The 14571-nt window shown below is 71.0% G+C and carries 12 protein-coding genes; 6 read left to right on the top strand and 6 right to left on the bottom strand.

Features of this window, described 5'->3' with window-relative positions; genetic code table 11:
- Nucleotides 1-91: 91 nt before the first annotated feature.
- A complete protein-coding gene (locus tag ACWV17_RS32475) occupies nt 92-580 on the bottom strand; it encodes a ribose-5-phosphate isomerase (protein WP_455356548.1) in 489 nt (162 codons plus the stop codon).
- Nucleotides 581-779: 199 nt separating this feature from the next.
- Between ACWV17_RS32475 and ACWV17_RS32480 the strand changes: the two genes are divergently transcribed.
- Nucleotides 780-2219 carry an amino acid permease gene (locus tag ACWV17_RS32480; protein ID WP_455362475.1) on the top strand — a complete coding sequence of 480 codons (1440 nt, stop codon included), beginning with the start codon at nt 780-782 and terminating at the stop codon, nt 2217-2219.
- A gap of 72 nt (nt 2220-2291) precedes the next feature.
- Here ACWV17_RS32480 and ACWV17_RS32485 read toward each other — a convergent pair whose 3' ends face one another.
- Nucleotides 2292-2891 carry a biotin transporter BioY gene (locus ACWV17_RS32485; RefSeq protein WP_455362476.1) on the bottom strand — a complete coding sequence of 200 codons (600 nt, stop codon included), beginning with the start codon at nt 2889-2891 and terminating at the stop codon, nt 2292-2294.
- A gap of 272 nt (nt 2892-3163) precedes the next feature.
- Here ACWV17_RS32485 and ACWV17_RS32490 point away from each other — a divergent pair, with 272 nt between their 5' ends.
- Nucleotides 3164-4531, top strand: a complete 1368-nt coding sequence (locus ACWV17_RS32490; RefSeq protein WP_455362477.1) for an amino acid permease — start codon at nt 3164-3166, stop codon at nt 4529-4531.
- Nucleotides 4532-4543: 12 nt separating this feature from the next.
- On the opposite strand, the gene ACWV17_RS32495 is transcribed toward ACWV17_RS32490, so the two are convergent.
- Both ACWV17_RS32495 and ACWV17_RS32500 read right to left on the bottom strand, forming a co-directional pair.
- Nucleotides 4544-6748, bottom strand: coding sequence for a tetratricopeptide repeat protein (locus tag ACWV17_RS32495; protein ID WP_455362478.1), 2205 nt, complete (start codon nt 6746-6748; stop codon nt 4544-4546).
- The gene (locus ACWV17_RS32500; RefSeq protein WP_455362479.1) at nt 6745-7161 is read right to left on the bottom strand and encodes a hypothetical protein; all 417 of its coding nucleotides are present in this window, start codon (nt 7159-7161) and stop codon (nt 6745-6747) included. Before ACWV17_RS32500 ends, ACWV17_RS32495 begins: the two co-directional genes overlap by 4 nt.
- 153 nt (nt 7162-7314) lie before the next feature.
- On the opposite strand from ACWV17_RS32500, the gene ACWV17_RS32505 reads away from it, so the two are divergent.
- Nucleotides 7315-7956 (top strand): superoxide dismutase, encoded by a 642-nt coding sequence (locus tag ACWV17_RS32505; RefSeq protein WP_455362480.1) that lies wholly within the window; start codon nt 7315-7317, stop codon nt 7954-7956.
- Between the two features lie 124 nt (nt 7957-8080).
- Here the strand turns inward: ACWV17_RS32505 and ACWV17_RS32510 are convergent, their stop codons facing one another.
- Complete coding sequence (locus ACWV17_RS32510; protein ID WP_455362481.1) at nt 8081-8740, bottom strand: mycothiol-dependent nitroreductase Rv2466c family protein; 660 nt, start codon at nt 8738-8740, stop codon at nt 8081-8083.
- A gap of 143 nt (nt 8741-8883) precedes the next feature.
- On the opposite strand from ACWV17_RS32510, the gene pepN reads away from it, so the two are divergent.
- Both pepN and ACWV17_RS32520 read left to right on the top strand, forming a co-directional pair.
- Nucleotides 8884-11478: an aminopeptidase N gene (pepN, locus tag ACWV17_RS32515; protein WP_455362482.1), complete on the top strand. Its 2595-nt coding sequence runs from the start codon at nt 8884-8886 to the stop codon at nt 11476-11478.
- A gap of 171 nt (nt 11479-11649) precedes the next feature.
- Nucleotides 11650-12729 (top strand): hypothetical protein, encoded by a 1080-nt coding sequence (locus tag ACWV17_RS32520; RefSeq protein WP_455362483.1) that lies wholly within the window; start codon nt 11650-11652, stop codon nt 12727-12729.
- A gap of 129 nt (nt 12730-12858) precedes the next feature.
- On the opposite strand, the gene ACWV17_RS32525 is transcribed toward ACWV17_RS32520, so the two are convergent.
- On the bottom strand, nt 12859-14031 hold the full coding sequence (locus ACWV17_RS32525; protein ID WP_455362484.1) for a serine hydrolase domain-containing protein: 1173 nt from the start codon (nt 14029-14031) through the stop codon (nt 12859-12861).
- Between the two features lie 207 nt (nt 14032-14238).
- Here ACWV17_RS32525 and ACWV17_RS32530 point away from each other — a divergent pair, with 207 nt between their 5' ends.
- On the top strand, nt 14239-14481 hold the full coding sequence (locus ACWV17_RS32530; protein ID WP_455362485.1) for a chaplin: 243 nt from the start codon (nt 14239-14241) through the stop codon (nt 14479-14481).
- The last annotated feature ends 90 nt before the right edge of the window (nt 14482-14571 follow it).

Here is a 14571-nt window from a genome sequence, read left to right on the forward strand (position 1 = left end):
GGCTGCTGCTCCTCGGTTTCTCTCAGTTGTGCCGGCCGGCACGCCTGTGCCGCCGGGGTCGCCCGGCGGCACAGGGGTGGAACGGGGTGGGTCAGTCCTGCTGCGGGTGGTGGGCCGGGATCGGCGGGAGGGCGCCGGTCGTCTCGTACGCGGACAGCATCTCGATGCGGCGCGTGTGACGCTCCTCACCGGAGTACGGCGTGGTCAGGAAGATCTCGACGAACTTCGTCGCCTCGTCCTGGGTGTGCATCCGGCCGCCGATGGAGATCACGTTGGCGTTGTTGTGCTCGCGGCCGAGCGCCGCGGTCTCGCGGCTCCAGGCCAGCGCCGCACGGACGCCCTTGACCTTGTTCGCGGCGATCTGCTCGCCGTTGCCGGAGCCGCCGATGACGATGCCCAGGCCCTCCGGGTCCGCGGCCGTCCGCTCGGCGGCACGCAGGCAGAACGGGGGGTAGTCGTCCTGGGCGTCGTAGATGTGGGGGCCGCAGTCGACGGGCTCGTGGCCGTTGGCCTTCAGCCACTCCACGAGGTGGTTCTTGAGTTCAAAACCGGCATGGTCGGATCCGAGGTACACGCGCATGTTCCGAGTGTGGCATGCGGGTCGGGGGGTAGGCGCGCCCGGGTGCGGGACCTCGGCCCCTGACAGAGGTCCCGCACCCCGGCGTCCTCCCGGCCCCCGCGCTGCGGCCTTGTGCAACGATCCGGAATCAGGTCTTCCGTATTTGCGGATGTGAGGGTTGAATGCATGGGCTCGTAACCCGAGAACCTAAGGATTACGCATGACCACGCAGTCGACCCTTACGAAGGCAGGCGAAAACCCCGGGAATCCCAGGGAAACGCAGCCTTCCGACGGTCTGAAAGCCGGCCTCAAGAACCGCCATCTGTCCATGATCGCCATCGGCGGTGTGATCGGTGCAGGCCTCTTCGTAGGGTCCTCCGGCGGCATCGCCAAGGCCGGGCCCGCCATCCTGGTGTCCTACGCGCTGGTCGGCGCACTGGTCGTGCTCGTGATGCGGATGCTGGGCGAGATGGCCGCCGCCAGCCCCAACTCGGGGTCGTTCTCCGCGTACGCCGACCGCGCGCTGGGCCGCTGGGCCGGCTTCTCGATCGGCTGGCTGTACTGGTTCTTCTGGGTGGTGGTGCTCGCCGTCGAGGCGACCGCGGGTGCGGTGATCCTCGAGGGCTGGATACCGGCCGTACCGCAGTGGGGCTGGGCGCTGATCGTGATGGTCGTGCTGACGGCCACCAACCTCGTCTCGGTCTCTTCCTACGGTGAGTTCGAGTTCTGGTTCGCGGGCATCAAGGTCGTCGCGATCGGTGCCTTCGTGGTGATCGGTCTGCTCGCCGTCTTCGGCGTGCTGCCGGGCTCCGACAACCCGGGCGCGGGCTTCGCGCACCTCACCGACGCGGGCGGCTTCCTGCCCAACGGCGCCGGCGCCATCCTCACCGGTGTGCTGATGGTCGTCTTCTCCTTCATGGGCAGCGAGATCGTCACGCTGGCCGCCGGCGAGTCCGAGGACCCGCGGCGCGCGGTCACCAAGGCCACCAACAGCGTCATCTGGCGGATCGCCGTCTTCTACCTGGGCTCGATCTTCGTGGTCCTGACCCTGCTGCCGTGGAACGACAAGTCGATCGTCGAGAAGGGCTCCTACGTCGCGGCCCTGGACTCGATCGGCATCGCCCACGCCGGCCAGATCATGAACGTGATCGTGCTGACCGCGGTGCTCTCCTGCCTGAACTCGGGCCTCTACACCGCCTCCCGCATGGCCTTCTCGCTGGGTGAGCGCGGTGACGCGCCGAAGGCGTTCGCCAAGGTCAACGCCAAGGGCGTGCCGACCGCCGCCATCCTGGCCTCCGTGATCTTCGGCTTCGTCGCCGTCTTCTTCAACTACGTGTGGAAGGACACGGTCTTCCTCTTCCTGCTGAACTCCTCGGGCGCGGTTGCCCTGTTCGTCTGGCTGGTGATCTGTTTCACCCAGCTGCGGATGCGCGGGATCCTGCTGCGCGAGGCGCCGGAGAAGCTGACCGTGAAGATGTGGCTCTTCCCGTACCTGACCTGGGCGGCGGCCGCGATGATCACCTTCGTGCTGGTCTACATGCTCTTCGACGACGCCAACCGCGAGGTGGTCCTGCTGTCGGTGCTGGTGGCCGCGATCGTGGTGGCCGTCGGAGTGGTCCGCCAGCGTCGTCACAAGCGCATGGTGGAGACGGTCCAGTAGTCCCGGCCACGTACGACGAGAGGGCCCGCACGCCGGTGACGGTGTGCGGGCCCTCTCGCATGTACGGGGGGCTCAGCCGCGGCGGCCTAGGAGCTTCCAGGCGGCTGGCAGTACGCCCATGGCGAGCGCGGCCTTCAGCGCGTCGCCGATGAGGAACGGGGTCAGGCCGGCCGCGACCGCCGCACCGAGGGAGAGGTCCGCGGCGAACGCGAGGTACGGGACACCGACCGCGTAGATCACCGCGGAGCCGATCGCCATCGCCCCAGCGGTACGCGGTACCGAGCGGTCCGCACCACGGCGCGCGAGCGCACCGACGACGGTCGCGGCGAGCACCATGCCCAGGACGTACCCGAAGGAGGCGCCACCCGCGCCCGAGGTGCCGTTCGCGAACCACGGCACGCCCGCCATGCCCACCAGCGCGTACAACGCGAGGGAGAGGAAGCCGCGGCGGGCGCCGAGCGAGGTGCCGACGAGGAGGGCCGCGAAGGTCTGGCCGGTCACCGGGACCGGAGAGCCGGGAACCGGTACGGCGAGCTGGGCGGCGATGCCGGTGAGCGCCGCGCCGCCGAGCACCAGGGCGATGTCGCGGATCCGGGCGCGGGAGGCGGTGGCGGCGGGCAGCAGGTCGGCGAGGACCGCTCCGGGGCGCGAGGTGAGAGAAGCAGTGCTCATCGGAACTCCGGGGTGAGGCGTACGGGGGTACGGCAGGGCAGGACACGGTGACGTTAACCCGTGCGTCAGCGCCCGATCACCGTCAGCCAACGACAAAGCCCGTCGCCGCCGGTTAGTGGGCACTGGACAAAGACGGCCGGTCATGCCCGCGACGACGTGAGACTCGTCACTGAAGGTGGCAGCCCCGGTGGCCCGTTTTGCGTCGTCGGGCCCCGCTCGGACAGACTGTGGAATCCCGCCAAACCGCTGAGCCCCTTGCGAGTACGAGCGCCATGCACGACGCACTGACTGCCGAACCCCTCTCCCACGGGCTCAAGCAGCGCCACCTGACCATGCTCGGCCTCGGCGGGGTGATCGGTGCCGGACTGTTCCTCGGCTCCGGCGCCGGGATCGCGGTCGCCGGCCCGGGGATCGTCGTCTCGTATCTGATCGCCGGCACGCTCGCCATGCTGGTGATGCGGATGCTGGGCGAGATGTCCGCCGCGATGCCGGCCTCCGGCTCCTTCTCCGTCCACGCGGAACGCGCGATGGGGCGCTGGGCCGGGTTCTCGGTGGGCTGGCTGTACTGGTTCCTGCTGGTCGTCGTCCTCGCCGTGGAGGCCACGGGCGCGGCAGGCATCGCGAACGGATGGGTGCCGGGTGTGCCCCAGTGGGCCTGGGTGCTGATCTTCATGGTGGTGTTCACCGCCACCAACCTCGCCGCCGTGAAGAACTTCGGCGAGTTCGAGTTCTGGTTCGCGGGCCTGAAGGTCGGCGCGATCGTGCTGTTCCTGGGGCTCGGCCTGCTGGCGATTTTCGGCGTGCTGCCGGACACCGAGCCCATCGGGATGACCAACCTGACCGGGCAGGGCGGCTTCCTGCCGAACGGCTGGGGAGGCGTGGTCTCGGGTGTGCTGGCCGTCGTCTTCGCGTTCGGCGGGCTGGAGGTCGTCACCATCGCGGCCGCGGAGTCGGACAACCCGGCGCGCGCGGTCAGCCGGGCGGTGCGCAGCGCGGTGTGGCGGATCCTGTTCTTCTACGTCGGCTCGATGCTGGTCATCGTCACGCTGCTGCCGTGGACGGCGATGAACCCCGGGCAGAGCCCGTACGTCGCGGTGCTCGACTCGATCGGCGTGCAGTCCGCCGGGCAGATCATGAACATCGTGGTCTTCGTGGCCCTGCTGTCGGCGCTGAACGCGAATCTGTACGGGTCCTCCCGGATGGTGTTCTCGCTGGCGGAGCGCGGCGAGGCGCCGAAGGGGCTGCTGAAGATCTCGGGCGGTGGTGTGCCGCGGCGGGCGGTGCTCGCCTCGGTCGCCTTCGGGTTCGTCTCCGTACTGCTCAATCTGAAGTGGCCCGACTCCGTCTTCGAGTACATGCTCAACGCGGTCGGCGCGGTGCTGCTGTTCGTCTGGGTCCTGATCGCCGTCTCGCAGCTGCGGCTGCGCCGCCGGATCGAGCGGGAAGCCCCCGAGACGCTGACCCTGCGGATGTGGGGCTTCCCCTGGCTGACCTGGACAGTGCTGGCGGCGATGGCCGCCGTACTGGTCCTGATGCTGACGGACGACGTGGCCCGGCCACAGGTGCTGTGGTCGGCGGGGGCCGCGGCGGTGGTGCTGCTGGTGGCGTGGGTACGGGAGTTGCTCGCGCGCCGCGGGTGAGCCCTCCCCGCTTCAGCCGGCTGCCCCGGCCAGCCACTCGGCCCGCCATTCCCGGTTCTCCGCGATGAACGGGTGGTCGGGCCCGAGCACCTGTTCGCGCCGCTCGATGAGCTCGTCGAGCCGGCTCACGGCCTCGGCCGTCCTCCCCTGTGCCTGGGCCAGCCGCGCCATCATTGACATCGTCGCGAGCGCGAGGGGATGGTCCCTCCCCTGCACGCGGATCCGGTCGGCCAGCACGCGCCGGCCCAGGGCTTCCGCCTCGTCGTGCCGGCCCACGACACGCAGCCCGTCGGCGTAACTGTGCAGCGCGTCCAGCGTCACGGGGTGGTCCGGTCCCAGCGCCCGACGGCAGTCCTCGGCCACCGAGGGTGCCTCGGCGGCGAACTCGTCGAACTTCTGGCTGTCGTTCAGCACGATCGCGAGCGACAGCCGGCTCCGCAGCAGCGCGGGTGCGTGCTCACCGAGCACCTTGCGCTGACCGGCCACGGCCCGGCGCAGTGCCTCTTCGGCCTCCTGGAGCCGGCCGAGCAGGTTCAGGGGCTGGTGCAGTCCGAAGCAGCTCTCCAGGGTGTCGGGGTGTTCCGGGCCCAGAACCCGCTCGCGCGCCTCCAGCACCTCGCGGTGCGCCGCTTCGGATTCGGCGTACCAACCGGTCCGGAACAGCGCGGCGGCGAGCGTGTACCGGGTGGCCAGAGCCAACGGGTCGTGCTCGCCGAGCAGTTCGGACACCGCCCGCTCGGCGGCACGCGCCATGGGCAGGACGGTGGTGTACTCACCCGCCTCGTACAGCTGCCGGGTGAGCAGCACGGCCGGTTCCACCGCCCGCGGCACCGGCGCACTGCTGAGCAGCCTCATCGCGTGCGGGGCCAGCGCGGCCAGCCGTACGCGCGCATCGACCGGTGGCACGTCGGGGGTGGGGAGCGCGCCGACCAGGAGCGCTGCCGCCGTCTCCAGGAACGCCGTGCGCTGCGCGGCCGGCACGGCCGCGGCGACGCTGTCCAGCAGGACTCCGTGGGCCTGAACGCAGCGGCTGCCGGCCGTGTCGACCATCTCGATCAGGGAGTGGTCCAGCAGGGCGCGCAGGGCCGGCTCCAGTCGCGTCCCGGCAGGCGGGTGTTCGAGGCCGTTGAGTTCCACCTCGCCCCGGACGATCGGCATGAGCACCGCCACCGGCACCGGCTCCGCCGCCCAGAAGGACAGCAGGCGCAGCAGTGTGGTGGCCTCGGGCCGGTCCTGCGCGGCCAGCGCGTCCAGCGACAACTGCCAGGTGCGGCCGACCAGTTGGCGGGACTGATTGCTGCCGTGGCTCTGCGCACCCTGGTCGACCAGGCTCGTCGACTGTTCGGCCAGTTTCCGGTCGTACTCGTCCATCGACCACGACTCCAGGAGTTGGTGGGCCAGGTGCGAGCCCGCCAGCGTCAGGGCCAGCGGCAGGCAGCCCAGGCGCTCCGCCACCTTCCGGGCCGACTCCGGCGTGCCCGCGTCCGGGGCCAGGTCGCACAGGACCTGCGCCGCGTCCTCCAGTGGCAGCACGCCCAGCGCGTGCCGGCTGACGCCGGGCCCCCGCCACAGCGGCGAGGTCGCGTGGCGCGTGGTGACCAGGACCGTGCCGGACGGGCTGGTGCGCAGCCAGCCGCCCTCCTCCAGGACCGCCGGGTCGTCGGCGTTGTCCAGGACCAGCAGCCAGGGCTCGGCGGACCGGTCCAGGTAGTGCCAGACCAGGTCCGCCGCCGCGCGCTGGCCGCCGGCCGCGGCGGCCAGTTCACCGGTCGTCGCGCCGCGGTCGCCGGCGACCGCGAGCATGCCCGCGCGCAGGGACATCCGTTCCGAGGCGTTCACCCAGAGCCCGACGCGGCCGAGCTCCCGGACGGCCTCGGTGAACAACCACAGCGCGACTGTCGTCTTGCCGCAGCCGCCCATGCCGTGCACGACGTGCACCTCGTCGCCGGCGCCGGAGACCGCCGTACGCAGCAGGGCGCGCAGCTCAGCGCGGTCCCGTACGACAGTGGGCGCGCGCCCCACCAGCGGCACCCGTACCGAGTCCGGCGCCGCCACCGGCGTACCCGGCGCGCCCGGCCGTACCACCAGGCGTTCGAGGAGCGGGGCCGTGCCGGCCTCGTAGTGGTGGTGGTGCTCCTCGATGTACTGGTCGCCGCTCGCCTGGAAGACCCGCCCCTGGCCGGAGGCGCGCCCGTCGAGCTGTCCGCCCCCGGTCATCGCTCCGTGATGTGCTGGTCGCGGCCGGCCTGGTAGACCCGCCCGCTGCCCGACGCCTCGGCGCGCAGCTGGATGCCGGCCGGCCGCTCCTCCGGGCGCGCCGGGGCGAGCTCGTCCAGGATCCGGCGCAGCTCGACGGCCACCTCCGGCTGCGCGGCCAGCAGTCGGCGCAGCCGCCCCTGCCATTCGGCGGCCAGCTCGGCCTCGGACTCCTCGTCGCCGGACTCGCGGGCGAGCAGGACGTCGTCCCGGGTGGCGTCGAGTTCGTCGCCGATCCCGTCGGCTCTGCCCGGCTGGAAACGCCGCCAGAGCGCGACCATGCCTCCGCGCGCCGACTCCCAGGCGTGCGTGGCCATCAACGACACCATCGTCGTTCCGGCCGTTCTGGCCAGATCGGCGATCTGCGGATCCATGGAGTGCCCCCCGCTCGGATGATCTTCGATTCTAGGGCGCTTGCTCACCCGCATGGGTGACTTCGCGCCATCCCACACCCACCAGCTTCTGCTGTTAAGGTGCAGTTGCAAGTCTTTTGCAATAAGAATTGTCGAAGGGCGTTGTTGTCGATCATGGCCATCTACACACTTCCGGAACTTCCGTACGACTACGCGGCGCTTGAGCCCGTCATCAACCCGCAGATCATCGAGCTGCACCACGACAAACACCACGCGGCCTACGTGAAGGGCGCGAACGACACCCTCGAACAGCTCGAGGAGGCGCGCGACAAGGAGGCGTGGGGGGCCATCAACGGCCTGGAGAAGAACCTCGCGTTTCATCTCTCCGGCCACATCCTGCACTCGATCTACTGGCACAACATGACCGGTGACGGTGGCGGCGAGCCGCTGGACAAGGACGGGGTCGGCGAGCTGGCCGACGCCATCGCCGAATCCTTCGGCTCCTTCGCCAAGTTCAGGACGCAGCTCTCCAAGGCCTCGGCCACCACGCAGGGTTCGGGCTGGGGCGTTCTCGCGTACGAGCCGGTCAGCGGCCGCCTCATCGTCGAGCAGGTCTACGACCACCAGGGCAACGTCGGCCAGGGGTCGGTGCCGATCCTGGTCTTCGACGCCTGGGAGCACGCCTTCTACCTGCAGTACAAGAACCAGAAGGTGGACTTCATCGAGGCCATGTGGCAGGTCGTCAACTGGCAGGACGTGGCGAAGCGTTACGCCTCCGCCAAGGAGCGCGCGCACAGCCTGCTGCTCGCTCCGTAGCGCCGGCACCCCCACAGCGCCCTGCTCGTGATCGTCTTCTCAACCTTCACCGGGCAGGCGGATGAACGGAAGGCCCCCGCGAGGACGTGACTCGCGGGGGCCTTTCGCAGCCGGGGAGATCCGCTCAGTCGAAGATCGGGCCCTCGGTCCGGGTGCGCTTGATCTCGTAGAAGCCCGGCGTCGACGCCACCAGCAGGGTGCCGTCCCACAGCTTCGCCGCCGCCTCGCCCTTGGGCGCCGGGGTGACCACCGGGCCGAAGAAGGCGATCTGCTCGCCGTCCGCGCCCGGGACCGCGATCACCGGGGTGCCGACGTCCTGGCCGACCTTCTCGATGCCCTCCTGGTGGGAGGCGCGCAGCTCGGCGTCGTAGGTGTGCGAACCGGCGTACTCGATCAGGTCCGCCGGCAGGCTGACCTCCTCCAGCGCCGCCGCGACGGCTTCGAGGGTCGGGCCCTCGCCCCGGTTGTGGAAACGGGTGCCGAGCGCCGTGTAGAGCGGGCCCGTGATCTGCTCGCCGAACTTCTGCTGGGCCGCGATGACGACGCGGACCGGGCCCCAGGCCTGGGTCGCGAGCATCTCGCGGTACTCCTCGGGCAGCTCGTCGATGCGGTTCTCGTTCAGCACCGCAAGGCTCATGACGTGCCACCGCACCTCGACGTCGCGCACCTTCTCGACCTCGAGCATCCAGCGGGACGTCATCCACGCCCAGGGACAGAGCGGGTCGAACCAGAAGTCGACGGGGGTCTTGCCGGTCGCCGCGGTGGTCGCCGGGGTTTCGGACATGTCTCTCCTCGATAAGAACGTCGGTCGCGCGCGTAGTCATGCGCAACAACGCCGGTGACCGGTGTCATTCCCGGGTGCCTCCGCCGCGGACCCCCGTGGGAGGATTCGAACCGCTGGAGGTCAACACGCACGAAGGAGTGCCGGTGCCCGGAGAGAACCTGACCCGCGACGAGGCCCGCGAGCGGGCAGCACTGCTGTCCGTCGACGGGTACGAAGTGTCGCTCGACCTGCGTTCCGCGGTCGGCGATGACGAATCCGGGACCGGTCCGCGCACCTTCCGCTCGGTGACCACCATCCGCTTCCGCGCCGCCGAGCCCGGCGCGGCGTCCTTCGCGGACCTGGTCGCGCCGTCGGTGACCACCGTACGGCTCAACGGCCGCGAGCTGGATCCGGCGCTCGTGTTCGACGGCACCCGGATCGCGCTGGACGACCTGGCCGCGGAGAACGTGCTGGTGGTGGACGCGCAGTGCGCGTACAGCCGCACCGGCGAGGGCATGCACCGCTTCGTCGACCCGGAGGACGGCGAGGTCTACCTCTACACGCAGTACGAGCCGGCCGACGCGCGCCGCGTCTTCGCCAACTTCGAGCAGCCCGATCTGAAGGCCCCCTTCCTCTTCGAGGTCTCCGCGCCCGAGGGCTGGACCGTGTGGAGCAACGGCGCGGTCGGGTCGCAGCTGGACGGGGTGTGGCGGTTCGCCGGGACGAAGCCGATCTCGACGTACATCACCGCGGTCGTGGCCGGCCCGTACCACTACGTCACCGACTCCTACAGCCGCACCCTGAGCGACGGCACCACGCTGGAGATCCCGCTCGGCGCGATGTGCCGCAAGGGGCTCGCCCGGTACTTCGACGCCGACGACGTCTTCCTGGTGACGAAGCAGGGCCTGGACTTCTTCCACGACCACTTCGACTACCCGTACCCCTTCGGCAAGTACGACCAGGCCTTCGTCCCCGAGTACAACCTCGGCGCGATGGAGAACCCGGGGATGGTGACCTTCCGCGAGGAGTACATCTTCCGCGGCAAGGTGACGCAGGCGTCGTACGAGCGCCGGGCGAACGTCATCCTGCACGAGATGGCCCACATGTGGTTCGGCGACCTGGTCACCATGCAGTGGTGGGACGACCTGTGGCTGAAGGAGTCCTTCGCCGACTTCATGGGGTCGTTCTCCCTGGTGGAGGCGACCCGCTTCGACAACGGATGGGTCACCTTCGCCAACAACCGCAAGGCGTGGGCCTACCGGGCCGACCAGCTGCCCTCCACGCACCCGGTCACGGCGGACATCCGTGACCTGGAGGACGCCAAGCTCAACTTCGACGGCATCACGTACGCCAAGGGCGCCTCGGTACTGAAGCAACTCGTCGCGTACGTCGGGCAGGACGCGTTCCTGGAGGGCGCCCGGCGCTACTTCAAGCGGCACGCGTACGGAAACACCCGCCTGGGCGACCTGTTGTCCGTACTGGAGGAGACGTCCGGGCGGGACATGGCCGGCTGGGCCAGGTCCTGGCTGCAGACGGCCGGGGTCAACGCGCTGACGCCCCAGCTCACTTACGACGCCTCGGACCGGATCACCCAGCTGGCGATCATCCAGGAGGCGGCCGGTTCGCACCCCGAACTCCGGCCGCACCGGGTCGCGGTCGGGCTCTACCGGCGGCGCGACGAGGACGGCGCGCTCGTACGCTACGCCCGCGCCGAGGTGGACGTGGCGGGCCCGCGCACGGTCGTGGACGGGCTGGCCGGATCCGAGCGGCCGGCGCTGGTGCTCGTCAACGACGACGACCTCACGTACTGCAAGATCCGCTTCGACGAGGGGTCGCTGGCCACCCTGCGCAAGCACCTCGGCGAGATCACCGACCCGCTGGCGCGGGCGCTGTGCTGGTCGGCCCTGTGGAGCCTCACCCGCGACGCGCTGATGCCGGCCCGCGACTTCGTCGCGCTCGTTCTGAACTTCGCCGGGCGCGAGTCGGACGTGGGCGTGCTCCAGATGCTGCACGCCTGGGCCCGCTCGGCGGTCACGCACTACGCCGCGCCCGAGTGGCGCGAGGAGGGCGGCCGCGCGCTGGCCGAGGGCGCGCTGCGCGAGCTGCGGCTCGCCGAGCCGGGCAGCGAGAACCAGTTGACCTGGGCGCGGTTCTTCGCCGCCACCGCCACCACCGAGTCCGATCTCCAGCTGTTGCAGGGCCTGTTGGACGGCACGGCGAAGATCGACGGTCTCGATGTCGACCAGGAGCTTCGCTGGGCCTTCCTGGAGCCGCTGGCCTCGCACGGCGCCGCCGACGAGCAGGCCATCGGCGCGGAGCTGGCGCGCGACGACACCGCCTCGGGCAAGCGGCACCAGGTGCGCTGCCTGGCCGCGCGTCCCTCGGCCGAGGTCAAGGCGCAGGCGTGGGTGGCGGTGGTCGAGTCGGACGCGCTTTCCAACGCGCTGGTGGAGGCGACGATCTCCGGCTTCGCGCAGGCGGGGCAGCGGGAGCTGCTGGCGCCCTACGCGTCGAAGTACTTCGAGGCGATCGAGCGGGTGTGGACCGAGCGTTCGATCCAGATCGGCATGGATGTGGTGCGGGGCCTGTTCCCCTCCCTCCAGGACGACCGGGCGACGCTGGACGCCACGGACGCGTGGCTGGACAGCCACGCGGACGCGGCACCCGCCCTGCGCCGGCTGGTTCTGGAGGCGCGCGACGACCTGGCACGCGCGCTGCGCGGACAGGTGTGCGACGCGGCGGCATCTGACGCTGTGTGACGGCATACGGTTCGCCCTCTGACGCGGTGTGACGACGTGCTGATCAGGGGCCTGGGCCGAGGGCCCTGATCGGCAGTCGAACGCCCGTACTTTAGGACGCCCTTGTCCGGATTTGTCGACGGGCGTGTAACAGCGGTTAGGGGGCGGATCCCGGGCGGGAAACCCCCGGTCATGAACCACAACACCCCGCTCTCCCCCCGCCCCCTCCGCCACCTCTCCGACGTGCAGCGCCGGGTCCTCGGCGTCGCGCAGCTGCGCGAGCTGCACGGCGTGACCGCCGCCGGCGCCGCCGAGCGCTGCCGGCCCGGCGGGCCGTGGCAGCAGCTCCTCCCCGGCGTCTTCCTGCTGCACCCCGGTCCCCCGACCAGCGAGGAGCGGCTGCACGCGGCGCTGCTGCACGCCGGCCGGCCGGCCGCGGCCGGCGTCCTGCCCGAGCAGCCGGCCACGCCGGAGCGGGCCGCCTCCGTCCGGCCCCTGCCGTACGGCGAGGCGATGATCACCGGGCTGGCGGCCCTGGCGCTGCACCGGTTCGCCTCCGCCCCTCCGCTGCTCGCGCTGGACCGGATCGACGTCCTGGTCCCGCGCACGCGCCGGCTGCGGTCGACCGGTTTCGTACGGCTGGTCCGCACCGCGGCGCTGCCCGACCCGGAGCAGCTGACCGGAGTGCCCGTCGCGCCCGTGGCCCGGGCGGTCGCCGACGCCGTCGCGCACCTCGCCGACGCCAACGCGGTACGCCGGCTGCTCACCGAGGCAGTACGCGGCGGCCACTGCGAAGCCAACTCCGTCGTACGGGAGTTGACCCGGGCCAGGCTGCTGACCCGGCCGCACGTGGTGGACGCGGTCGACTCGCTGCTCGCGGAGGGCCGGGCGATCGCCGAGGACCGGCTGTACGAGATGGTCCGGGCGTACGGCCTGCCCGACCCGCTGTGGAACGTGGACCTGCGCCTGCCGGGCGGCCCGCACCTGGGCGGGGTCGACGCGTACTGGCCCGACCAGGCGGTCGCGGTGGAGCTGGACACGCGGGCGTCCCGGCAGGGACACCGGCAGGGCCACCGGCTGGAGGAGGACGCGCAGTGGTCCGAACAGGCCCGTAAGCGCGAACACTTGGAGCGGCTCGGCATCACGGTCGTCCACATCACGCCGCGCAAGCTGCGCGACGCGGCCGACCAGCAGGCCGCAGTGGTCAGGACCGCGCTGATGGCCTCCGGCGACCGCGACCCGGCCGCGTACGTGGTGGTACTGCCGCGGTGACGTCGTGCGCGGGACCCCCGTGTGTCCCGCGCACGACGTGTCCCGCGCACGACGGACCGGCCGGGTGCGGCCGGTCAGCTGCGGCCCGTCAGCTGCGGCCAGCCGGATGCGGCCGTCACGCGCGGCAGGTCACCTGCCGCAGAACTCCGCCTCGACGACCCGACGCGAGTCGCCCGCCCAGTCGCCGTTGAAGTTCATCGCGAGGGTGTGGCTCGCGTCCCGGGTGGCGACCGCCTCGGAGCCCGAGCCGTGGATGCCGCCACCGTGGCCCCAGACGTCCTTGCCGCAGGACAGCTTCTGCTGGGTCAGCCCCAGCCCGTAACGGAAGCCGGGCAGTTCGTCGCTCACCGCCACGGTCGTGGTCATCTCCTTCAGCTGCTGCTTCGGAAGCAGCTTGCCGCGCAGCAGCGCGCGGTAGAAGCGCTGGAGGTCCGAGGAGTTGGAGATCATCTCGCCGGCCGCGCCCGCGATGGACGGGTTCAGCTCGGTGACGTCGTGGATCTTGGTGGCCGCCGGGTCGTCGGACAGCTTCGAGTAGGCGCGGCCACTGGGCTTCGGCATCCGGGCGCTGGTGCCGGGCACGGAGGTGGCGCGCAGGCCGAGCGGGCGCAGAATGCGGCGCTCGATCTCGGACCCGTACGGGCGGCCCGTGACCTTCTCGATGACCAGTCCGGCGACGACGTAGTTGGTGTTGGAGTAGTTCCAGCTCGTGCCGGGCGCGAAGTCGGGCCGGTGGGTCATGGCGAGCCCCACGAGCTGCCGCGGGGTCCAGGTGTCGTAGCGGTGCTCGAAGAACCCCTCGCCGAAGACGTCCCGGACGAACCCGGGGTCGCTCGTGTAGCTGTATATGCCGCTGGTGTGGTTGAGGAGCTGGCGGAGGGTGATGCTCCGGCCGTCGTGACCGTTGCCGCGTACGAGGCCGGGCAGCCACTTCTCGACCGTGTCGTCCAGGTCGACTCTGCCTTCCGCCTCCAGCTGGAGCAGCACGGTGGCGACGAAGGTCTTGGTGATGGAGCCGACGCGGTAGCGGTCGGCGGCGTGGCGCTCGCGTCCGGTGCGGCGGTCGGCGACCCCGGCGGTGCCGGTCCAGGTGCCGTTCCGGTCCTGGACCTGGGCCACCACGCCGGGCACTCCGTCCCGTACCGCCGCCTCGATGGCCTGCCGGGTGGCGTCGTGGCCGGAGCCGGCGGGCCTCGCGTCCGCTGCCGCGGCGGGCGTGACGAAGGCGGTGGTGGCGACGGCTGCCGCCACGACCGTGGTGGTCAGTGCGGTCAGCGCGGTCCGGATCGTACGTACTGACATGCGAATCCCCTGTCTGCGACGGTGGTCGGCGGACAGGACTCCGTACCGGCCCGCACGGTTGCGTGGGTGGCGGGGGGTTGAGCGCGTTTCAGCCGTTCGGATCACACCCGGCCGGCCCGCCCCGCCCTCGGTCGGCGCAATTCACCTGATACGGGGCATCACCTGGCTGCAATGGAACGTCATTTCATCCCACCGATCGGAGGAAACATGCCGTTCCGTACTGCTGTCCTGGCTGCCGGGCTTGCCGCCTGTGCCGGGGTGCTGGCCACTTCCGGGGTCGCTGTAGCCGATTCCGAGGCCAATGGCATCGCGGCTTACTCACCAGGCGTCCTGTCGGGCAACCTGGTCCAGATCCCGGTTGATCTGAATGTCAACGCCTGTGGCAACAGCATCAACGTGATCGGGCTGCTCAACCCGGCGTTCAGCGAGAACTGCGTCATCAACGACTGATCAGTGCAACCGCGGGAGGGGGGGGGGGGGGGGGGGGGGGGGGGGGGGGGGGGGGGGGGGGGGGGGGGGGGGGGGGGGGGGGGGGGGGGG

The organism is Streptomyces mabaensis (genome assembly GCF_053763515.1).

Excerpts from the sequence above, each read along its gene's own strand:
- ACWV17_RS32520 (WP_455362483.1), top strand. The coding sequence starts at position 11,650 with ATGAACCACAACACCCCGCTCTCCCCCCGCCCCCTCCGCCACCTCTCC.
- ACWV17_RS32525 (WP_455362484.1), bottom strand. The coding sequence starts at position 14,031 with ATGTCAGTACGTACGATCCGGACCGCGCTGACCGCACTGACCACCACG.
- ACWV17_RS32480 (WP_455362475.1), top strand. The coding sequence starts at position 780 with ATGACCACGCAGTCGACCCTTACGAAGGCAGGCGAAAACCCCGGGAAT.
- ACWV17_RS32500 (WP_455362479.1), bottom strand. The coding sequence starts at position 7,161 with ATGGATCCGCAGATCGCCGATCTGGCCAGAACGGCCGGAACGACGATG.
- ACWV17_RS32490 (WP_455362477.1), top strand. The coding sequence starts at position 3,164 with ATGCACGACGCACTGACTGCCGAACCCCTCTCCCACGGGCTCAAGCAG.
- ACWV17_RS32495 (WP_455362478.1), bottom strand. The coding sequence starts at position 6,748 with ATGACCGGGGGCGGACAGCTCGACGGGCGCGCCTCCGGCCAGGGGCGG.
- ACWV17_RS32475 (WP_455356548.1), bottom strand. The coding sequence starts at position 580 with ATGCGCGTGTACCTCGGATCCGACCATGCCGGTTTTGAACTCAAGAAC.
- ACWV17_RS32530 (WP_455362485.1), top strand. The coding sequence starts at position 14,239 with ATGCCGTTCCGTACTGCTGTCCTGGCTGCCGGGCTTGCCGCCTGTGCC.
- ACWV17_RS32510 (WP_455362481.1), bottom strand. The coding sequence starts at position 8,740 with ATGTCCGAAACCCCGGCGACCACCGCGGCGACCGGCAAGACCCCCGTC.
- ACWV17_RS32505 (WP_455362480.1), top strand. The coding sequence starts at position 7,315 with ATGGCCATCTACACACTTCCGGAACTTCCGTACGACTACGCGGCGCTT.
- ACWV17_RS32485 (WP_455362476.1), bottom strand. The coding sequence starts at position 2,891 with ATGAGCACTGCTTCTCTCACCTCGCGCCCCGGAGCGGTCCTCGCCGAC.